The 16,134-nt window shown below is 43.7% G+C and carries 16 protein-coding genes and 2 other annotated features; of the genes, 2 read left to right on the forward strand and 14 right to left on the reverse strand.

The window, feature by feature from the left end; translation table 11 throughout:
* Positions 1 to 11: 11 nt before the first annotated feature.
* The 3 genes from polX to zapA all read right to left on the reverse strand — a co-directional run bounded on the left by polX (position 12) and on the right by zapA (position 2,604).
* Positions 12 to 1,718, reverse strand: coding sequence for a DNA polymerase/3'-5' exonuclease PolX (gene polX / locus ACF3OH_RS08255; protein ID WP_392454026.1), 1,707 nt, complete (start codon positions 1,716 to 1,718; stop codon positions 12 to 14).
* Between the two features lie 69 nt (positions 1,719 to 1,787).
* Positions 1,788 to 2,339 carry a CvpA family protein gene (locus tag ACF3OH_RS08260; RefSeq protein ID WP_392454027.1) on the reverse strand — a complete coding sequence of 184 codons (552 nt, stop codon included), beginning with the start codon at positions 2,337 to 2,339 and terminating at the stop codon, positions 1,788 to 1,790.
* Complete coding sequence (zapA, locus tag ACF3OH_RS08265) at positions 2,332 to 2,604, reverse strand: cell division protein ZapA (protein ID WP_204590335.1); 273 nt, start codon at positions 2,602 to 2,604, stop codon at positions 2,332 to 2,334. Before zapA ends, ACF3OH_RS08260 begins: the two co-directional genes overlap by 8 nt.
* Positions 2,605 to 2,681: 77 nt before the next feature.
* On the opposite strand from zapA, the gene rnhC reads away from it, so the two are divergent.
* The gene (rnhC, locus tag ACF3OH_RS08270; RefSeq protein WP_392454028.1) at positions 2,682 to 3,602 is read left to right on the forward strand and encodes a ribonuclease HIII; all 921 of its coding nucleotides are present in this window, start codon (positions 2,682 to 2,684) and stop codon (positions 3,600 to 3,602) included.
* 339 nt (positions 3,603 to 3,941) lie between these two features.
* Here rnhC and pheT read toward each other — a convergent pair whose 3' ends face one another.
* The 6 genes from pheT to ACF3OH_RS08300 form a co-directional block, all read right to left on the reverse strand.
* Positions 3,942 to 6,350 (reverse strand): phenylalanine--tRNA ligase subunit beta, encoded by a 2,409-nt coding sequence (gene pheT / locus ACF3OH_RS08275; RefSeq protein WP_204590333.1) that lies wholly within the window; start codon positions 6,348 to 6,350, stop codon positions 3,942 to 3,944.
* A 12-nt stretch (positions 6,351 to 6,362) separates the two neighbouring features.
* The gene (gene pheS, locus ACF3OH_RS08280) at positions 6,363 to 7,400 is read right to left on the reverse strand and encodes a phenylalanine--tRNA ligase subunit alpha (protein WP_392454029.1); all 1,038 of its coding nucleotides are present in this window, start codon (positions 7,398 to 7,400) and stop codon (positions 6,363 to 6,365) included.
* Positions 7,401 to 7,443: 43 nt separating this feature from the next.
* Positions 7,444 to 7,666 (reverse strand) — a binding site (T-box leader).
* A 37-nt stretch (positions 7,667 to 7,703) separates the two neighbouring features.
* Positions 7,704 to 8,468, reverse strand: a complete 765-nt coding sequence (locus ACF3OH_RS08285) for a TrmH family RNA methyltransferase (RefSeq protein WP_392454030.1) — start codon at positions 8,466 to 8,468, stop codon at positions 7,704 to 7,706.
* A 304-nt stretch (positions 8,469 to 8,772) separates the two neighbouring features.
* On the reverse strand, positions 8,773 to 9,735 hold the full coding sequence (gene argF, locus ACF3OH_RS08290) for an ornithine carbamoyltransferase (protein WP_392454031.1): 963 nt from the start codon (positions 9,733 to 9,735) through the stop codon (positions 8,773 to 8,775).
* A gap of 150 nt (positions 9,736 to 9,885) precedes the next feature.
* Entirely contained in the window at positions 9,886 to 10,977 is a 1,092-nt protein-coding gene (locus tag ACF3OH_RS08295) for a M42 family metallopeptidase (protein WP_392454032.1), read from the reverse strand.
* 66 nt (positions 10,978 to 11,043) lie between these two features.
* Complete coding sequence (locus tag ACF3OH_RS08300; RefSeq protein WP_392454033.1) at positions 11,044 to 11,532, reverse strand: dUTP diphosphatase; 489 nt, start codon at positions 11,530 to 11,532, stop codon at positions 11,044 to 11,046.
* A 91-nt stretch (positions 11,533 to 11,623) separates the two neighbouring features.
* Here ACF3OH_RS08300 and ACF3OH_RS08305 point away from each other — a divergent pair, with 91 nt between their 5' ends.
* Positions 11,624 to 12,013, forward strand: a complete 390-nt coding sequence (locus tag ACF3OH_RS08305; protein WP_392454034.1) for a sigma-w pathway protein ysdB — start codon at positions 11,624 to 11,626, stop codon at positions 12,011 to 12,013.
* Positions 12,014 to 12,025: 12 nt separating this feature from the next.
* Here ACF3OH_RS08305 and ACF3OH_RS08310 read toward each other — a convergent pair whose 3' ends face one another.
* The 5 genes from ACF3OH_RS08310 to thrS all read right to left on the reverse strand — a co-directional run bounded on the left by ACF3OH_RS08310 (position 12,026) and on the right by thrS (position 15,894).
* Positions 12,026 to 12,286 carry a DUF1294 domain-containing protein gene (locus tag ACF3OH_RS08310; RefSeq protein WP_392454035.1) on the reverse strand — a complete coding sequence of 87 codons (261 nt, stop codon included), beginning with the start codon at positions 12,284 to 12,286 and terminating at the stop codon, positions 12,026 to 12,028.
* A 275-nt stretch (positions 12,287 to 12,561) separates the two neighbouring features.
* Entirely contained in the window at positions 12,562 to 12,921 is a 360-nt protein-coding gene (rplT, locus tag ACF3OH_RS08315) for a 50S ribosomal protein L20 (RefSeq protein ID WP_094944136.1), read from the reverse strand.
* A gap of 36 nt (positions 12,922 to 12,957) precedes the next feature.
* Positions 12,958 to 13,158, reverse strand: coding sequence for a 50S ribosomal protein L35 (gene rpmI / locus ACF3OH_RS08320; protein ID WP_094944135.1), 201 nt, complete (start codon positions 13,156 to 13,158; stop codon positions 12,958 to 12,960).
* Positions 13,159 to 13,189: 31 nt separating this feature from the next.
* Positions 13,190 to 13,708, reverse strand: coding sequence for a translation initiation factor IF-3 (gene infC, locus ACF3OH_RS08325; RefSeq protein ID WP_338032455.1), 519 nt, complete (start codon positions 13,706 to 13,708; stop codon positions 13,190 to 13,192).
* Between the two features lie 67 nt (positions 13,709 to 13,775).
* Positions 13,776 to 13,915, reverse strand: a sequence feature (ribosomal protein L20 leader region).
* A 44-nt stretch (positions 13,916 to 13,959) separates the two neighbouring features.
* Positions 13,960 to 15,894 carry a threonine--tRNA ligase gene (gene thrS / locus ACF3OH_RS08330; RefSeq protein ID WP_392454036.1) on the reverse strand — a complete coding sequence of 645 codons (1,935 nt, stop codon included), beginning with the start codon at positions 15,892 to 15,894 and terminating at the stop codon, positions 13,960 to 13,962.
* Between the last annotated feature and the right edge of the window lie 240 nt (positions 15,895 to 16,134).

Below are 16,134 nucleotides of genomic sequence, written 5' to 3' on the forward strand. Positions count from 1 at the left end.
TGCGCCTCCTTTTACTTACGAGCTAAATAGTCGAGTAGTTGTTTGGGTTCCCATGTGTTGACGATCAATTCTTTTTTCAGCCATGCTTTTTGCGCATGACGTACACCGATATCCATAAAGCGTAAATGGTCAAGATGATGGGCATCTGTATTGATTGCCACTTTCACCCCTAACTCTTGTGCGCGCTCTAACCAATTCACTGCAAGGTCTAATCGGTATGGATTTGCGTTTAATTCGACAATCTTATCGAACTCTTTTGCCCATTGTAAGAGTTGTTCTACATCTGGCTCGTATCCCGGACGTTCTCCGACTATTCGACCTGTCGGATGCGCAATCATGTCGACATTGGGGTTCGAGATTGCTGCATATAAGCGTTCCATAATTTTCTCTTGTGGTTGCGAAAAGCTAGAATGAATCGATGCAATGACAAAATCAAGTTCTGCCAGGAGTTCGTCCTCAAAGTCGAGTGTTCCATCCGGTAATATGTCCATCTCCGTTCCAGATAAGATATGAATACCGGGATATGACTTTTGGAGTTCTTTAATTTTTTTGTTTTGCTCACGTAGTCGTTCAGGAGTCAATCCGTTCGCGACCCGCAGATAGCGCGAATGATCCGTTATGACCATTAGTTCATAGTCTTTTGCTAGGCATCCCTCAATCATTTCTTCTAATGAATGGGCACCATCTGACCATGTCGTATGCATGTGTAAGTCTGATTTTATGTCTTCTAATTGCACAAGCTCGTCAAGTAGATCGAGTTTATCGAGTTCTTGCCCGGACTCCCGGACGCTCGGTGGAATGAATGGCAAATTGAAGTCTGCGAAGAATGCTGCTTCTGATTCGTATGTCGTCACCGACCCATCTTCTTTTTCCACTCCGTATTCACTGATCTTCCAGTCGCGCTCTTTCGCGAGTTGACGCATCCGAATATTGTGGTCTTTCGAGCCGGTGAAGTGATGCAGTGTCGAGACAAACTCTTCGTCTTTCACAAATCGGAAATCAACATCCACGCGTTCCGGTTTAGCAAGTGCTACCGACATTTTCGTATCTCCATTGGCAATCATTTCTTCGATATCTAATGTTTCTTTCAGCAGTTCCTTGACTGCTGGGACATCTGTCGTTGCAATGACGAAGTCGAGGTCTTTACTCGTCTCTTTCGTGCGTCGGAATGAACCCGCAACAGATGCACGTGAGACGGCTTCATGATTGTGTAACAGTGATTCAATGTGCGCCACAATCGGTTCAAGTTTCCAAATCGGATACCGGTCTGGGCGGCTTGCAAGTTGGTCGAGCTCTTTTAAAATCTTTTCTTCTGTCTTTTTACCGAAACCTGCTAGGGCCTGGACTTCGTTCTTCTCGCAAGCTTCACGCAGTCCTTCAAGTGTTTCAATACCTAGTTCTGCGTGCAGTTTGGCAATTTTTTTGCCTCCCATTCCAGGGATTTGCAACATCTCCACTAAACCTTGTGGTACTTTTTCCTCGAGCTCTTTTAACAGACTCGACTCTCCGTCGTTTAATAAGTCGGTAATCACGCCTCCGGTAGCGGCGCCAATACCTTTTAACTTTGTCGGATCCTCCATCTCGGAGAGGCTTCGAGAATCCAGTTCTAATGTTTGTGCCGCTTTTCGAAAAGCACTGACTTTAAACGGGTTCTCTCCTTGCAGTTCCATTAGAAGTGCAATGCGCTCAAGTGCGCGAATGATTGTTTTTTTATCCATGACGTACCACTCCTTTGTCGTAAAAGCGAGAAAAACTCCTCCCAACTGGCGAGAGAAGTTTTTGATTCGTTATGCGGAACGGTTCTCCTGGTAGATATACCACCAGTCCTTCACCGCCTCTGATAAGAAAGGTGTATTTTCTAAAACAAAATTAGCGATTGCTGACCCACCGATTGCCGTCTGAATCATGTCTACAGGGAGTAGCGCTAGTACATACAGCAATACAAATAGTAGGAAGTAAATTTCGATAAATCCTAAAATCGCACCTAAAATACTGCTGATTTGTCCGAGCACTGGTAAAAACTTAAGGAAATCAAACATAGAGGCAACGATTTGTAAGGCAAATTTTACAATAAAGAAAATAAGTGCAAATGCAATGATACGATAAAACGTTTGATCAAGATCTAGTGTTTCCACTGCAAATGATAATTGCGAGTTCGATGTGATGGCTGGGAATGGAACCCACAGCACAAACTTTTCTGCGAGAGGTTTGTAATACTTGAAGGCAACAATCAAAGCGACGACGAATCCAATCATATGGATCAATTGTACAATCAGTCCACGCTTTGCCCCTACTATGATGCCTCCAACAAGAATAATCAGTAATAAAATATCAATCATTTAGACCGCCCTTTAACTGTTTCAATTGCTGTTCAAGTTCTTCTAGTTGTTCTTTCACTTTTAAATAGTCGTGCATCGTATTGACGGCTGTTAGTACGGCAAGCTTTGCCGTGTCAAGACTTGGATTTGCCGATTGGATCTCACGCATTTTATCATCGACCATCGTCGCGACTAAACGCATATGTCCTGCTGGCTCGTACCCTGCCATTTTGTATGTAGTACCGTAAATATCCACAGCTACTCGTGTAATTGTTTGATCTGACAAAGACAAGACCTCCTCAGAAAATCCTAATAACTATGATACCATGAAGTGGAGAGAGATGGAAAGAAAGGAACATAGCTATGTCAAACATTGTCATCGTATTAGATAAATCCCAAATAAATCATTTGATTTCGCAGTATGATTTGCACGCAATTCCTGCTAAAGCTCCTGGAATGGTATTTGCCGCTAAGCTTCCAGACACACGCATCAGCGTTTACAAGTCTGGAAAAGTGATGTTTCAAGGAGACGGTGCCACGCGTGAAGCAGAACAGTGGCAAGCTTTTACGTCGTCTGAACCTATTCAGTCGAATTTGCTGCCAGAAGGTTTTCATAAATTGTCCGTTATCGGATCTGATGAGACAGGTACGGGTGACTTTTTCGGACCCATCACTGTTGCAGCATGCTATATTCCTGCCGATAAAATTTCGCTTGCCGAAGAACTTGGGTGCAAAGACTCTAAACAATTGAACGATGCATTCATACGAAAGGTTGCACCGGATATTAAAGCAGCCTTTACCCACAGTATTCTTATCCTTCCCATGGCCAAGTATAATGACGCGACTGACAAAAAATGGTCGCAGGGTAAAATCAAAGCGTTGTTGCACAATCAAGCATTAAAACACGTCTTGCGGAAACTCGGTGATGAAAAACCAGATGCAATTTTGATTGATCAGTTTGCGGAGAAAAATATCTATTATCGTCATATCGCGAAGCAAAAGGAAATCATCGAAGAGAATGTGTATTTCGCCACAAAAGCAGAAGGTCTGCATGTTGCTGTTGCTGCCGCCTCTATTTTAGCGCGCAATGCGTTTTTAGAGGAGATGGACAAGTTGTCTCAGCAGGTCGGCGTCACAATTCCGAAAGGCGCCGGGGCAAAAGTTGATGAGGTTGCTGCACGGATTCTCCACAAGAAAGGATTGGCGTATTTAAAGACGTTGACAAAGGCGCATTTCGCGAACACACAGAAGGCTATTAAGATCGCTGAGAAGTTGAAACATTGATAAACAGCACCTTCTGATTTAGAGGGTGCTATTTTCTATACTAAGAAGTGCGAATTAGTTTCCATAAAACGACTTCGGTAGAAGAAATCTAGACTTGGGTAGAATAAATTACACTTTGGGTACAATAAAACTGCATTTCGGTAGAAGAAATTTCATTTTCGGTAGAAGAACGGTCGCTCAGTTTTCAAGCTACCAACTTTTCTTGTTATAAACCCTTCACTACTTCCCCTAAACCTACTCTTTTTCTCCCCAACCACTAGAAAAAGGGCTGATTACAATCAGCCCTCAAGTCATAAAGCCCTTACTAGGAAAAGATTCAACAGGATTTCACTCTAAAACTTACCCACGTAGTTCCGCATTTGCTTCTGATGCTAGAGCAGCGACTACTTTATCGTGCGCCGCCACAACCTCTTCATCCGTCAACGTACGCTCTGCATCTTGATATGTGATTGAGAATGCGACAGACTTCTTATCATCTGCCATCTTCTCCCCTTGGTACAAATCAAACAGACGAACCGCTGAAACTAAGCGACCACCCGAACCCCGAATAATCGTTTCAAGCGTTGACGCAGGCAATGCACGGTCCACAACTAATGCAATATCGCGTGTGATCGCTGGGAAACGCGAAACTGGCGTGTAGCTAATTGTTGGTTTCTGTTCAGTAATCAACCGCTCCAAGTTTAATTCGAATACAAACGTATCTTTCAAATCAACACGCTTTTGTTCATTCGGGTGCAATTGACCGATGAAGCCCACTAGCTCTTCCCCTAAAAAGATTTCTGCTGTGCGACCAGGGTGCAAGCCGTCCATCTTCGCTTGTGTGTAGGAAAGTGTCACGCCTAATTTTGCAGCAAGAGCTTCCACGATACCTTTTACAACGAAGAAATCAACTGGTTTTTTCTCACCTTGCCACATGTGATCTACCCAAAGACCTGTCACGATTCCAGCCACATGCTCGATTTCAGTAGGAAGCTCGTCCACCCCATTGTCTAGGAAGACTGAACCTACTTCATAAAGCGCGACACTCTCAACACGGCGTGCAACATTGTAGCTCGCTGCTTCAATTAAGTGAGGAATTAAACTTTGACGAAGGGTGCTGCGTTCTTCTGACATCGGCATCAATAACTTTGTTACGTCTGCTTGGTGCAATGCAAACTTTTGCGACTGCTCATGGGACGTTAATGAGTATGTTACAGCTTGATAGAGGCCAGCCCCCTCAAGTGTTTGACGCACAAGACGACGCTTTGCTTGGTAAGGTGACAACCCACCTGCTTGATGTGCGCCTTCTGGAAGAGTCATCGGAATGCGATCATAGCCGTACATACGCGCAATCTCTTCGACGATATCTTCTGGAATGACGATATCTTGGCGACGAGTTGGGGCGTCAATATAGAACAAGCCGTTTGCAACCTCAAACGGGAATTGTAGACGTGTCAAAATGTGCTGCATTTCATCCAATGAGATTTTCATCCCTAAACGTTCGTTTATGAAGTCTGGAGACACTATGACTTTTTTCGGTGTTTTATCGAGTTCATCGACAACAACTGAGCCTGTTAACACTGTTCCACCCGCAAGTTCTGCAAGTAGTTGTGCCGCTCGCTCTGCTGCTGCTTCTACACGGTTCGGGTCGACACCTTTTTCAAAACGTGCCGATGCATCCGAACGAAGGCCAAGTTTCTTCGACGTTTGACGAACAAAACTGCCTGTGAAATAAGCAGACTCAAGAACGATCGTTGTCGTCTCGTCACTTACTTCACTATTTGCACCGCCCATGACACCCGCAACTGCAACAGGTACTTCACCATTTGTAATCACAAGGTCCGTCTCCGCAAGCGTGCGTTCTTGATCATCGAGCGTTGTGATTTTTTCGCCTTCCGATGCCATACGAACAACGATTTTTTTCGTTTCCAATCGGTCATAGTCAAACGCATGTAGTGGCTGACCATATTCCATCAAGACATAGTTCGTGACGTCAACAACATTGTTGTGTGGACGTACACCAACCGCCATCAAACGGTTTTGTAGCCATTGTGGGGATGGTCCGACTTGGACATCTTTAATGACTTTTGCACTATAGTAAGGGTTTGCGTCTTTCGCCTGCACCTCTAATGCTAAGTAATCTGCCGCTTTTTCAGAGCCTTCTGTGTAGCTAATTTCTGGAAGTTTCACGTCTTTCCCTAAAATCGCTGCTACTTCATAGGCCACACCAAGCATGCTCATCGCGTCTGCACGGTTTGGAGTCAAGCCGAGCTCCAACACTGTGTCGTGGAGTGATAAATACTCAAGCGCATCTGCTCCGATTTCCGCCTCTTCCGGCAATACAAAAATGCCATCTGCAAATGCTTTTGGTACTGCTTTCCCTTCGATGCCTAACTCTTGAAGCGAACAGATCATACCATGCGATTCTTGCCCACGTAATTTTGCTTTTTTAATTTTGAAACCGCCTGGTAGACGTGCGCCTGGAACGGCGACTATGACTTTTTGTCCTGCATCGACGTTTGGTGCGCCACACACGATTTGCGACAATTCGTCTGCTCCTACATTGACTTGGCAGATGTTTAATTTATCTGCTTCCGGGTGCTTCTCTTTGGAAACAACATGCCCAACCACAATATTTTTCATATCTTGTGAACGAACTTCGAGTGCATCGACTTCAATGCCAGAACGCGTAATTTTTTCAGCGAGTTCAGACGGGTTTTCGCCTGAAAGATCGACGTAGTTTGCTAACCAATTTAGTGATACTAACATATGCTTTCCACCTTACCCTTCCGTGCGTTCAAACTGTTGAATGAACCGCATATCGTTTGTATAGAAGTGACGAATATCTTCGACTCCGTATTTCAGCATCGCAATGCGCTCTGCTCCGATTCCGAATGCAAATCCCGATACTTTCTCCGGGTCGTATCCTGCCATCTCTAAAACATTCGGATGAACCATTCCGGCCCCTAAAATCTCAATCCAGCCAGTGCGCTTACATACAGAACATCCTGAACCGCCACATTTGAAACACGAGATATCCATTTCAACGGATGGCTCTGTGAACGGGAAGAAGCTTGGGCGTAGACGAATTTCACGGTCTGAGCCGAACATTTTCTTGCCGAGTAAGTCGAGTGTTCCTTTTAAGTCCGTCATGCGAATATTTTCGCCAATGACAAGTCCTTCAATCTGCATGAACTGGTGTGAGTGTGTTGCGTCATCGTTGTCACGTCGGAATACCTTACCTGGACAGATGATGCGAATCGGCTCCCCTTTTTTCTTTTCCATCGTACGTGCTTGCACGGGTGACGTATGTGTACGTAATAAAAGCTCTTCTGAAATATAGAACGAGTCTTGCATATCACGTGCTGGGTGACCTTTTGGAAGGTTCAGTGCTTCAAAGTTATAGTAGTCTTTCTCTACTTCTGGTCCTTCTGCGATTTCATAGCCCATACCGATGAACAAGTCTTCAATTTCTTCGATGACTTTTGTTAATGGATGGTGATTCCCGATTTGTACAGGACGACCTGGTAACGTGACGTCGATTGTCTCATTCGCAAGTTGCGCTTCCACTGCAGCCGCTTCAAGTTCTGTCATACGTGCATCTAAAACAGCCGTGACTTCTTGGCGCATCTCATTAACAAGCGCCCCCATCTTCGGTCGTTCTTCAGCAGGAAGTTTCCCCATGCCTTTTAATAGATCCGTGATAGGCCCTTTTTTTCCGAGATAAGCTACACGGACGTCTTGCAATTCTTTGACTGTTGAAGCGGCTTGGATTTTTTCAAGAACTTCTTGTTTTAACGCGGAAAGTTGTGCTTCCATTGTCGATTCCTCCTTATTTTGACAAAACAAAAAACTCGCCCCAAAAAGGGACGAGTTATCATCGCGGTACCACCCTAGTTATCATGCTCAAAGCATCATCACTCAAACGAATAACGGCTCGGAACCGGCCACCTTTACATTTCTGGTCCAAGTGGCAGCTACCTGGGGTGAACTTCTAAGAAGACAATGGGAAGTGGTTTCAGTCTAGCCACATTCTCCCTGAGCCATTGTGCTCTTCTTATACTTTTCCCGGTCATTGCTGTTGTATTTTCATACTCATTATACGAGTCAGTTCTAGGAATATCAAGCTTTTTCACCGAAGTGATAGAGTACGATGGCAGAGGCAATGGCTACATTCAACGACTCTGCTTGTCCATAAATCGGAATTTTCACGCGTGCATCCACTTGTTCTAAAAGGTTCGCTTGCACGCCCGCTCCTTCATTCCCTAAGATGAACGCCATTTTGTCAGAAGGTGCGACATCTTTATAATTCTTGGCACCTTCTAGAGCAGTTCCAATCAAGACAAATCCTTCATCTGCTAAATTGGCGATCCAGTCTTCGAGGTCCGCTTTCACAACAGGTAAATGGAATGTTGAGCCTTGTGCTGAACGCAGGGTTTTCGGATTAAATGCATCTGCACTTCCTTTGCCTAAAATCACAGCATCCACTCCTGCTGCATCTGCCGTGCGGATCATAGTTCCGACATTTCCTGGGTCTTGCACAGCGTCAATCAGCAATACACGAGACCATGCGCTGAGTGCGAGCTTATATGCAGGTTGTTGGCAATGTGCGAAAATCCCTTGAGTATGTTCCGTATCTGCTAGTTCCTGGACAACTTCTGGACTGATTTCAAGCAGTTGAATGTCCTCGGTCTGCCATTTATGATCGAGAGTAGCATGGTCGCCCATCATAATGTGTTTGACCATACCAGGCACCTTGAGTGCTTCTTCTACTAGATGATGACCTTCTACAAGAAATTCTTTTGTTTTTTCACGTTCTTTGCGAACGGTTACAAGCTTCTTCCAATGCTTGACGAGTGCATTGCTTTTTGATTCGATGCGCTTCATAAAAGCCTCCTATTTTTTCTTTCAGTGTATCATACCTTTTTGTATAAAAAAGACTATCAGAAAACATACTATACAGGAAACGGAGGGATGATGAAATGGCTTTTCAAATTCGCGAATCAATCTCATCAAGTGTCGCAGGTTCCACTTCCGAAGACATCTACTCGATGATCGAGGATGCTGTTAAATTGCTTGAAAAAGCAATCCATTAAAAAATGGCCCAGCGTCTCCCGGGCCATTTTTATGTACTTATTTTTATGCCCTCTGGCACGAATGTTCTATAGCGGACACCTGCCGTTTTAGAAAATTATAAGAGTGAGGCTAGTACTGCCTTTTGTGCATGTAAACGATTTTCAGCTTGTTGGAATACATAAGAATTCGGTCCATCTATCACACTCGCTGTCACTTCTTCTTCGCGGTGCGCAGGAAGACAGTGTAAAAATACATAATCCGACTTTGCATGCGCAACTAAGTGATCATTTACTTGGAATTGTTCAAATGCTGCAAGTCGTGCTTCCGCTTCTTGTTCCTGTCCCATCGATGTCCACACATCTGTGTAGATACAGTCGGCAGATTTCACAGCTTCCACAGGATTACTTGTCACTGCGTATGACCCTCCATTGGTAATGGCAAGTTTTGAGATCTTTTCACTGATCCACTCAACAGGTTCATACTCTCTCGGAGATGCGATATGAATATGCATCCCCATGTGCGCTGCGGCAATGGCTAAAGAGTGCGCGACATTGTTGCCATCTCCGATATATGCAAGTTTTTTCCCTGCAAGTCCTCCTTTTACTTCTTGAAGAGTGAGGAGATCGGCAAGTGCTTGGCACGGGTGAAACAAATCAGTCAACCCATTGATTACTGGAATCGAGGCATGCTCTGCAAGTTCTTCTACCATCTCGTGGGAATTTGCACGAATCATAATACCGTCTAAGTAACCGGATAATACTTTCGCAGTATCTGGAATGCTCTCTCCGCGTCCGATTTGTAAATCACGAGAATGCATAAACATACCATGCCCTCCCAACTGTTGCATGCCTACTTCAAATGAAATACGCGTGCGTGTCGAATGCTTCTCAAAAATCATCCCAAGTGTCTTCCCTGCAAGAAGCGGAGGGCATTTTTCTTCTTTTGTTAAAAACTTCAGATCTATTGCTAGTTCAAGAAGTTCTTTTACTTCTTCAGTTGAGTAATCAAAAAGTGTCAACAGATCCTTCCCTTTCAAACTCTCCACAGGTTTAATGTTCACCCATTCTAACAACTTCATATATCCTCATCTCCCTAAAATGTATATTCATGTACTTTATATTATAAATATACATAACAGTGTATGTCAATGCATGAAATAAAATAACCCCTGCAGTTATCACAAAAGGGAGCGAACTCGCTTTCGTGTAACCCAGAGGTCAAACTTCTATTAGTTGAACTTCAATGTCTCAACCGTATCTTTATCCAATTTTTTAATGACTTCAACAATCAATTTCACAGCATTTTCGTAATCGTCACGATGCAAAATACCTGCATGTGAGTGAATGTAACGTGTCGCAACACCGATTGCAACTGCTGGTACTCCATTCATCGTCAAATGAATAGCACCTGCATCTGTTCCGCCTCCAGCAATTGTTTCGAACTGGTACGGGATACCTGCTTCATCTGCTGTGTCAACAACTAGGTCACGCAATCCTTTGTGAGAGACCATAGAAGCGTCGAACAAGACGATCTGAGGACCTTCGCCCATTTTTGACGTTGATTCTTTTGGTGTAACACCAGGTGTGTCACCTGCGATACCGACGTCAACTGCGAATGCGATATCTGGTTGCACTTTCATAGCTGCAGTTTTCGCACCACGTAGACCCACTTCTTCTTGCACTGTTCCAACACCGTAGACCGTGTTTGGATGTTGTTGATCTTGAAGGCCTTTTAAAACATCAATCGCAATGGCACAGCCGATACGGTTATCCCATGCTTTTGCAAGAAGCAATTTCTCATTGTTCATCACGTGGAATTCGAAATAAGGTACAATCATGTCTCCTGGTAATACACCCCAAGACATTGCTTCCTCTTTAGAAGAGGCACCGATATCAATAAACATATCTTTGATATCTACTGGCTTTTTACGAGCTTCTGGTGATAAGATGTGAGGCGGTTTTGATCCGATGACTCCAGTAATGTCCCCTTTTTTACGTGTAACAATCGTCACACGCTGAGCAAGCATGACTTGATTCCACCATCCACCTACTGGTTGGAAAAATAAGAATCCTTTGTCGTCGATACGAGATACCATAAAACCAACTTCATCTAAGTGACCTGCGACCATGATTTTCGGTCCATCTTCTGTAGAACCAGACTTTTTCGCAATCAAGCTGCCTAAATTGTCATATGAAATTTCATCAGCAAATGGCGTGATGTACTTTTCCATAACCTCTCGTGCTTCACGCTCATTGCCAGGGATTCCGCGTGCATCTGTTAAATCTTTTAGCATTGTCAATGTTTCATCTAGCTTCGTCATTATTTCGACCTCCTAAACAATCTATTCCCATTATACGAAAAGACTGAATAGAATGTAAACAACAAGTTAGTATCCTGTCTGTTGTCTAGTATAATTTACTTCATTTTTGGCGTGGTACGCCTCGACTACTTCATCCGTTGTGAACCCGAGAAGTCGTGCAATTTCTGCATAGCCTTCCCATATTGAAGTATAGTTTTTTGCAGACGGCACTTGTTGGAAATTCGAAATTCCTTTGTAAGTCGCTAGAAATGCTTCATTTAAATCCATATATTCTGCTCCGACTGGCCATTCAATGAGCTCATCGGCAAGTGACTTTTCAATTCCTATCGAAAGCAGGAAGTGAATCGAATCCACATATTCTTCGAGAATAATCGCTTTTTCAGAAGGCCCCTTATCACTCCAAAACTTGAAACTTCTCGTTTCGTTGGCCAGTTCTCCAAGTTCTACTAATAAAGCAATCACTTTTCGGTCAAAAACATCTTCTTCAATACCACGTTTTTGTTCAATATAGCTATCTAATTCTCGTTGCATCTTCACTAAAGATTGGAGATTCAAAGTTTTTCACACCTTTTTCAAATAGTTTGAAACCAAATCAACTTTGGTTCGTATAGATAATGGAATGGTTATGTATAAAGGGAGTGGTGTCATGATATTTCGGCTCGTACTGATAGCTGTTGTCGCCTACGCATTGTATAAAGTCATGCGGTATTTACTCGATCCAAAACGAAAATTGGATGAAGCGGTGCAACAGGAGTCCTACTATTTTTATGACGACAGTAAAAATGCGCGAAAAAACTTTTTGATCGCGTACCAAGGTGCGTTATTTGAAGGTGAAAAATACCTCGGCACAACAGAAGACGCATTCGACGTCGTCTCCATTTTTGTCTGGGCACATGACGCTACAAAACTGCAAGGAATGACGCGTGAAGATTTTTTATTCCTTGAAAAAGAGATTCAGCTTAGCTATCCAAATGCCGTAATCAGCTGGAAGAACCCAATCGAACAGTTGATGAAAGGTTACCGAGAGTCCGTGTAAACGGGCTTTTTTTTAATTGTAGAGATACACAAGTAAAAACAGTTGTGCTACGGCAAGCATTAAAAATCCGATTCGGAAAGATGTATGTTTGGTCTTATGACGAAACATTTGCATCCCTGCGTAAGCACCTGGTCCTCCTCCAAGAATTGCGAGCAACCACAGTGTGTTTTCAGGAACACGCTGCCCTCCTTTTTGTGCTTGTCGTTTGTCATGGCGCATTGTGAATAGTGCAGCGATCGACATCCCAACGACGATGATCCATAAGTATTCCATGTATAGACGCCCCCTTTCTTTACTTAGTGTATAGGAAAATTACCGGAGGAACAAAACAAAGTTACGAGTTGATTCGTAACTAGTTTTCCCCAAGAGCAAGTTGTACGCAATGGAGGGGCTGACTCTGGAGGGATTAAAAGTTGGAACGTGAGGCCCCGCAGGAGTGTGCGACGAGGAGTCTCACGACGCTCCCTCGGAAAGCAGCCCTGGAATGGAGCACAACTTACGAAAAAAAACTCCCCTTCCATAAAGGAAAGAGAGCTCATAGCTTGAATTTATTTGTCCATTGCTTTTTTAGCAGCATCTGCTAACTGAGTGAATGCAGCAGCATCCGTTACAGCTAGGTCAGCTAACATTTTACGGTTAACTTCGATACCTGCTAATTTAAGACCGAACATTAAACGGCTGTAAGAAAGACCATTCAAACGTGCTGCCGCGTTGATACGTGTGATCCATAATTTACGGAAATCACGTTTCTTTTGACGACGGTCACGGTATGCGTACATACCAGACTTCATAACTGCTTGGTTAGCAACTTTATAAAGTGTGTGTTTTGAACCGTAGTATCCTTTAGCTAATTTAATGACTTTTTTACGACGCTGACGCGTTACTGTTCCACCTTTTACACGTGGCATATTAAACAACCTCCTGCTATTTCATTTATAGTCGAATTACTTCATGTACGTTAATAGTGTGCGGATGCGCTTGTAGTCGCCTGAAGAAACTACTTTAAGCTTGCGAAGTTTACGTTTCGCTTTTGTAGATTTGTTTCCAAATAAGTGGCTACCATATGCACGGTCGTGCTTAAGTTTACCAGTACCCGTCTTTTTGAAGCGCTTAGCTGCTCCACGGTGAGTTTTCATTTTCGGCATGTCGAATTCCTCCTAAACAATTTCTAAATGCTTATTTCTCGTTCTTTGGCGCTAAAACCAAGAACATGCTGCGTCCGTCCATTTTCGGTTTCTGCTCTACAGTAGAAACCTCTGCACATGCTTCTGCAAAACGATCAAGGACACGTTGTCCAATCTCTTTATGCGTAATCGCACGGCCTTTGAATCGGATCGATGCTTTCACTTTGTCCCCTTTTTCAAGGAACTTAATGGCATTACGAAGTTTCGTTTGGAAATCATGTTCGTCAATCGTCGGGCTCAAACGAACCTCTTTCAATACAACGATTTTTTGATTTTTACGAATCTCGCGATCTTTTTTCTGCTGTTCGAATTTGAATTTACCATAATCCATAATACGAGCAACAGGTGGCTTGGCTTGAGGGGCCACAAGGACAAGGTCTAAGTTAACGCGAGCAGCAATCTCGAGTGCTTCGTTACGTGTTTTGAGTCCAAGCTGATCACCATTTTGGTCAATTACACGAATTTCTCTTGCACGGATGCCTTCGTTTACATACATGTCTTTGCTAATAATAATCCACCTCCAAATAGTATCGCGAATACAAGGTCGGGTATGAAGTGCAGTTGCTATTCACAACTTGTACCCATATAAAAAGCGGGCAGACATCTCTGTCTGCCCGCCGCTATACGACATGCAAAATTGCATGTGAAAGTCGTTCTTGTGCGAACCAGTCAACAAAGAGTCGAACAGGTGAGAAGCGGGCAGCCTCTTCTTATACCACAAACATGTATTCAATAACCTTATTTACTATAGCACCTGAATAATCAGTTGTCAACAGATGACTGCACTTCTTTTACAATATGCGCAAAGAAGTCTTCAAATGCCATGCTCTCTGATTTTTGTTCACCGTATTTACGGACGTTCACTTCGCCTGCTTCTTTTTCTTTATCCCCAAGAACCAGCATATACGGAATCTTTTGCATCTGGGCCTCACGAATCTTGTAGCCAAGTTTCTCTTCACGGTCATCAATGTGCACTCGGAAGCCTTTTGATTTGAATTTCTCTTCTAATTGCTTCGCGTAGTCATGGTGTACTTCGTTTGAAACCGGAATAATCTGTACTTGGACTGGAGCCAACCATGTTGGGAACGCCCCTTTGTACTCTTCAATAAGGAAGGCAACAAAGCGTTCCATAGTAGAAACGACTCCACGGTGGATAACGACTGGGCGATGTTGCTTTCCATCTTCTCCGATATAGTTCAAGTCAAAGCGTTCTGGAAGAAGGAAATCAAGTTGTGCAGTCGACAACGTCTCTTCTTTTCCAAGAGCCGTTTTGACCATGACATCAAGCTTTGGTCCGTAGAATGCTGCTTCGCCTTCAGCTTCATAGTACTCAAGACCAAGCTCGTCCATCGCTTCTTTTAACATCCCTTGTGCACGTTCCCACATTTGATCGTCATCGAAGTATTTCTCAGTGTCAGCCGGATCTCGGTATGACAAACGGAACGAGTAATCTTCTAAGTTAAAGTCTTTGTATACTTCTAAGATTAATTGAACAACGCGTTTGAACTCTTCTTTGATCTGGTCTGGACGAACGAAGATATGCGCGTCATTTAAAGTCATGCCGCGAACGCGTTGCAACCCGGATAGAGCACCTGACATCTCGTAACGGTGCATTGTGCCAAGCTCTGCAATGCGAATCGGCAAGTTCCGGTACGAGTGAATGCCGTTTTTGTAAATCATCATGTGATGCGGGCAGTTCATCGGACGAAGAACAAGCTCCTCATTGTCCATTGCCATCACAGGGAACATGTTTTCCTGATAGTGATCCCAGTGACCACTTGTCTTGTATAGTTCCACATTCGCCATGATTGGTGTATACACATGATCATAGCCAAGTTGTACTTCTTTATCGACGATGTACCGTTCGATGATGCGGCGGATTGTTGCGCCTTTTGGAAGCCATAATGGAAGCCCTTGTCCCACTTTCAAATGATTCATAAACAAATTGAGCTCTTTTCCGATTTTGCGGTGGTCACGTTCTTTTGCTTCTTCAAGTAAACGAAGATGTTCTTTCAAATCTTCTTTCGTGAAGAATGCAGTCCCGTAAATACGCTGAAGCATCTTGTTGTCACTGTCTCCACGCCAATAAGCACCGGCAACACTCAATAATTTGAACTCTTTTAACTTCCCAGTTGATGGCACGTGTACACCACGACAAAGGTCGAAGAATTCACCTTGCTCATAAATCGATACTTGTTCATCCGCTGGAATCGCCTCAAGCAATTCGAGTTTATAAGGATCCTCAATTTCAGAAAAACGTGCATAGGCTTCGTCACGCGATACATCGTGTCGTGTGATTGCAATATTTTCGTTAATGATTTTTTTCATTTCTTTTTCAATTGTAGGAAGATCTTCAGATGTGATGGCAGTCTCCGAATCAATATCGTAATAGAATCCACCTTCAATAACTGGACCTACACCAAGCTTTGCATCTGGATATAGTCGTTTCACAGCTTGCGCTAACAAATGGGCGGATGAATGACGTAAAATTTCAAGTGCGTCGGGTGCGTCGGGTGTGATGATTTCCATCTTTCCACCTTCAGCAAGCGGTGCTTTTAAATCAACAAGTTTGCCATCGATCTTAGCAGCGAGCGCTTTTTTTCGAAGTCCTGGACTGATTGACTGAGCAACATCTTCCATCGTTGTGCCTTGTTCAAACTCCTTAACAGCGCCGTCTGGATAAATCAATTGAATCATACGAATCTCTCCTTTTCATGTGGTGCAGAACGCAAAAAATCCCCGTCCCAATAAAGGGACGAGGAATAAATTCGTGGTTCCACCCTTCTTCTGTCTACACGGATGCAGACGAAGCTCTACGTCGGATAACGGCCGGTGCCGGTATGCATTGGTTTGCATACTGTTCAGAGGTGGTAATTTAAGGGCTATCCATAAGAAGCTCACAGCCTAGGCTTCTCTCTCTAAAATGGCAGGACCAAA

It is taken from the genome of Chryseomicrobium aureum, from assembly GCF_043182735.1.
GTDB lineage: Bacteria > Bacillota > Bacilli > Bacillales_A > Planococcaceae > Chryseomicrobium > Chryseomicrobium aureum.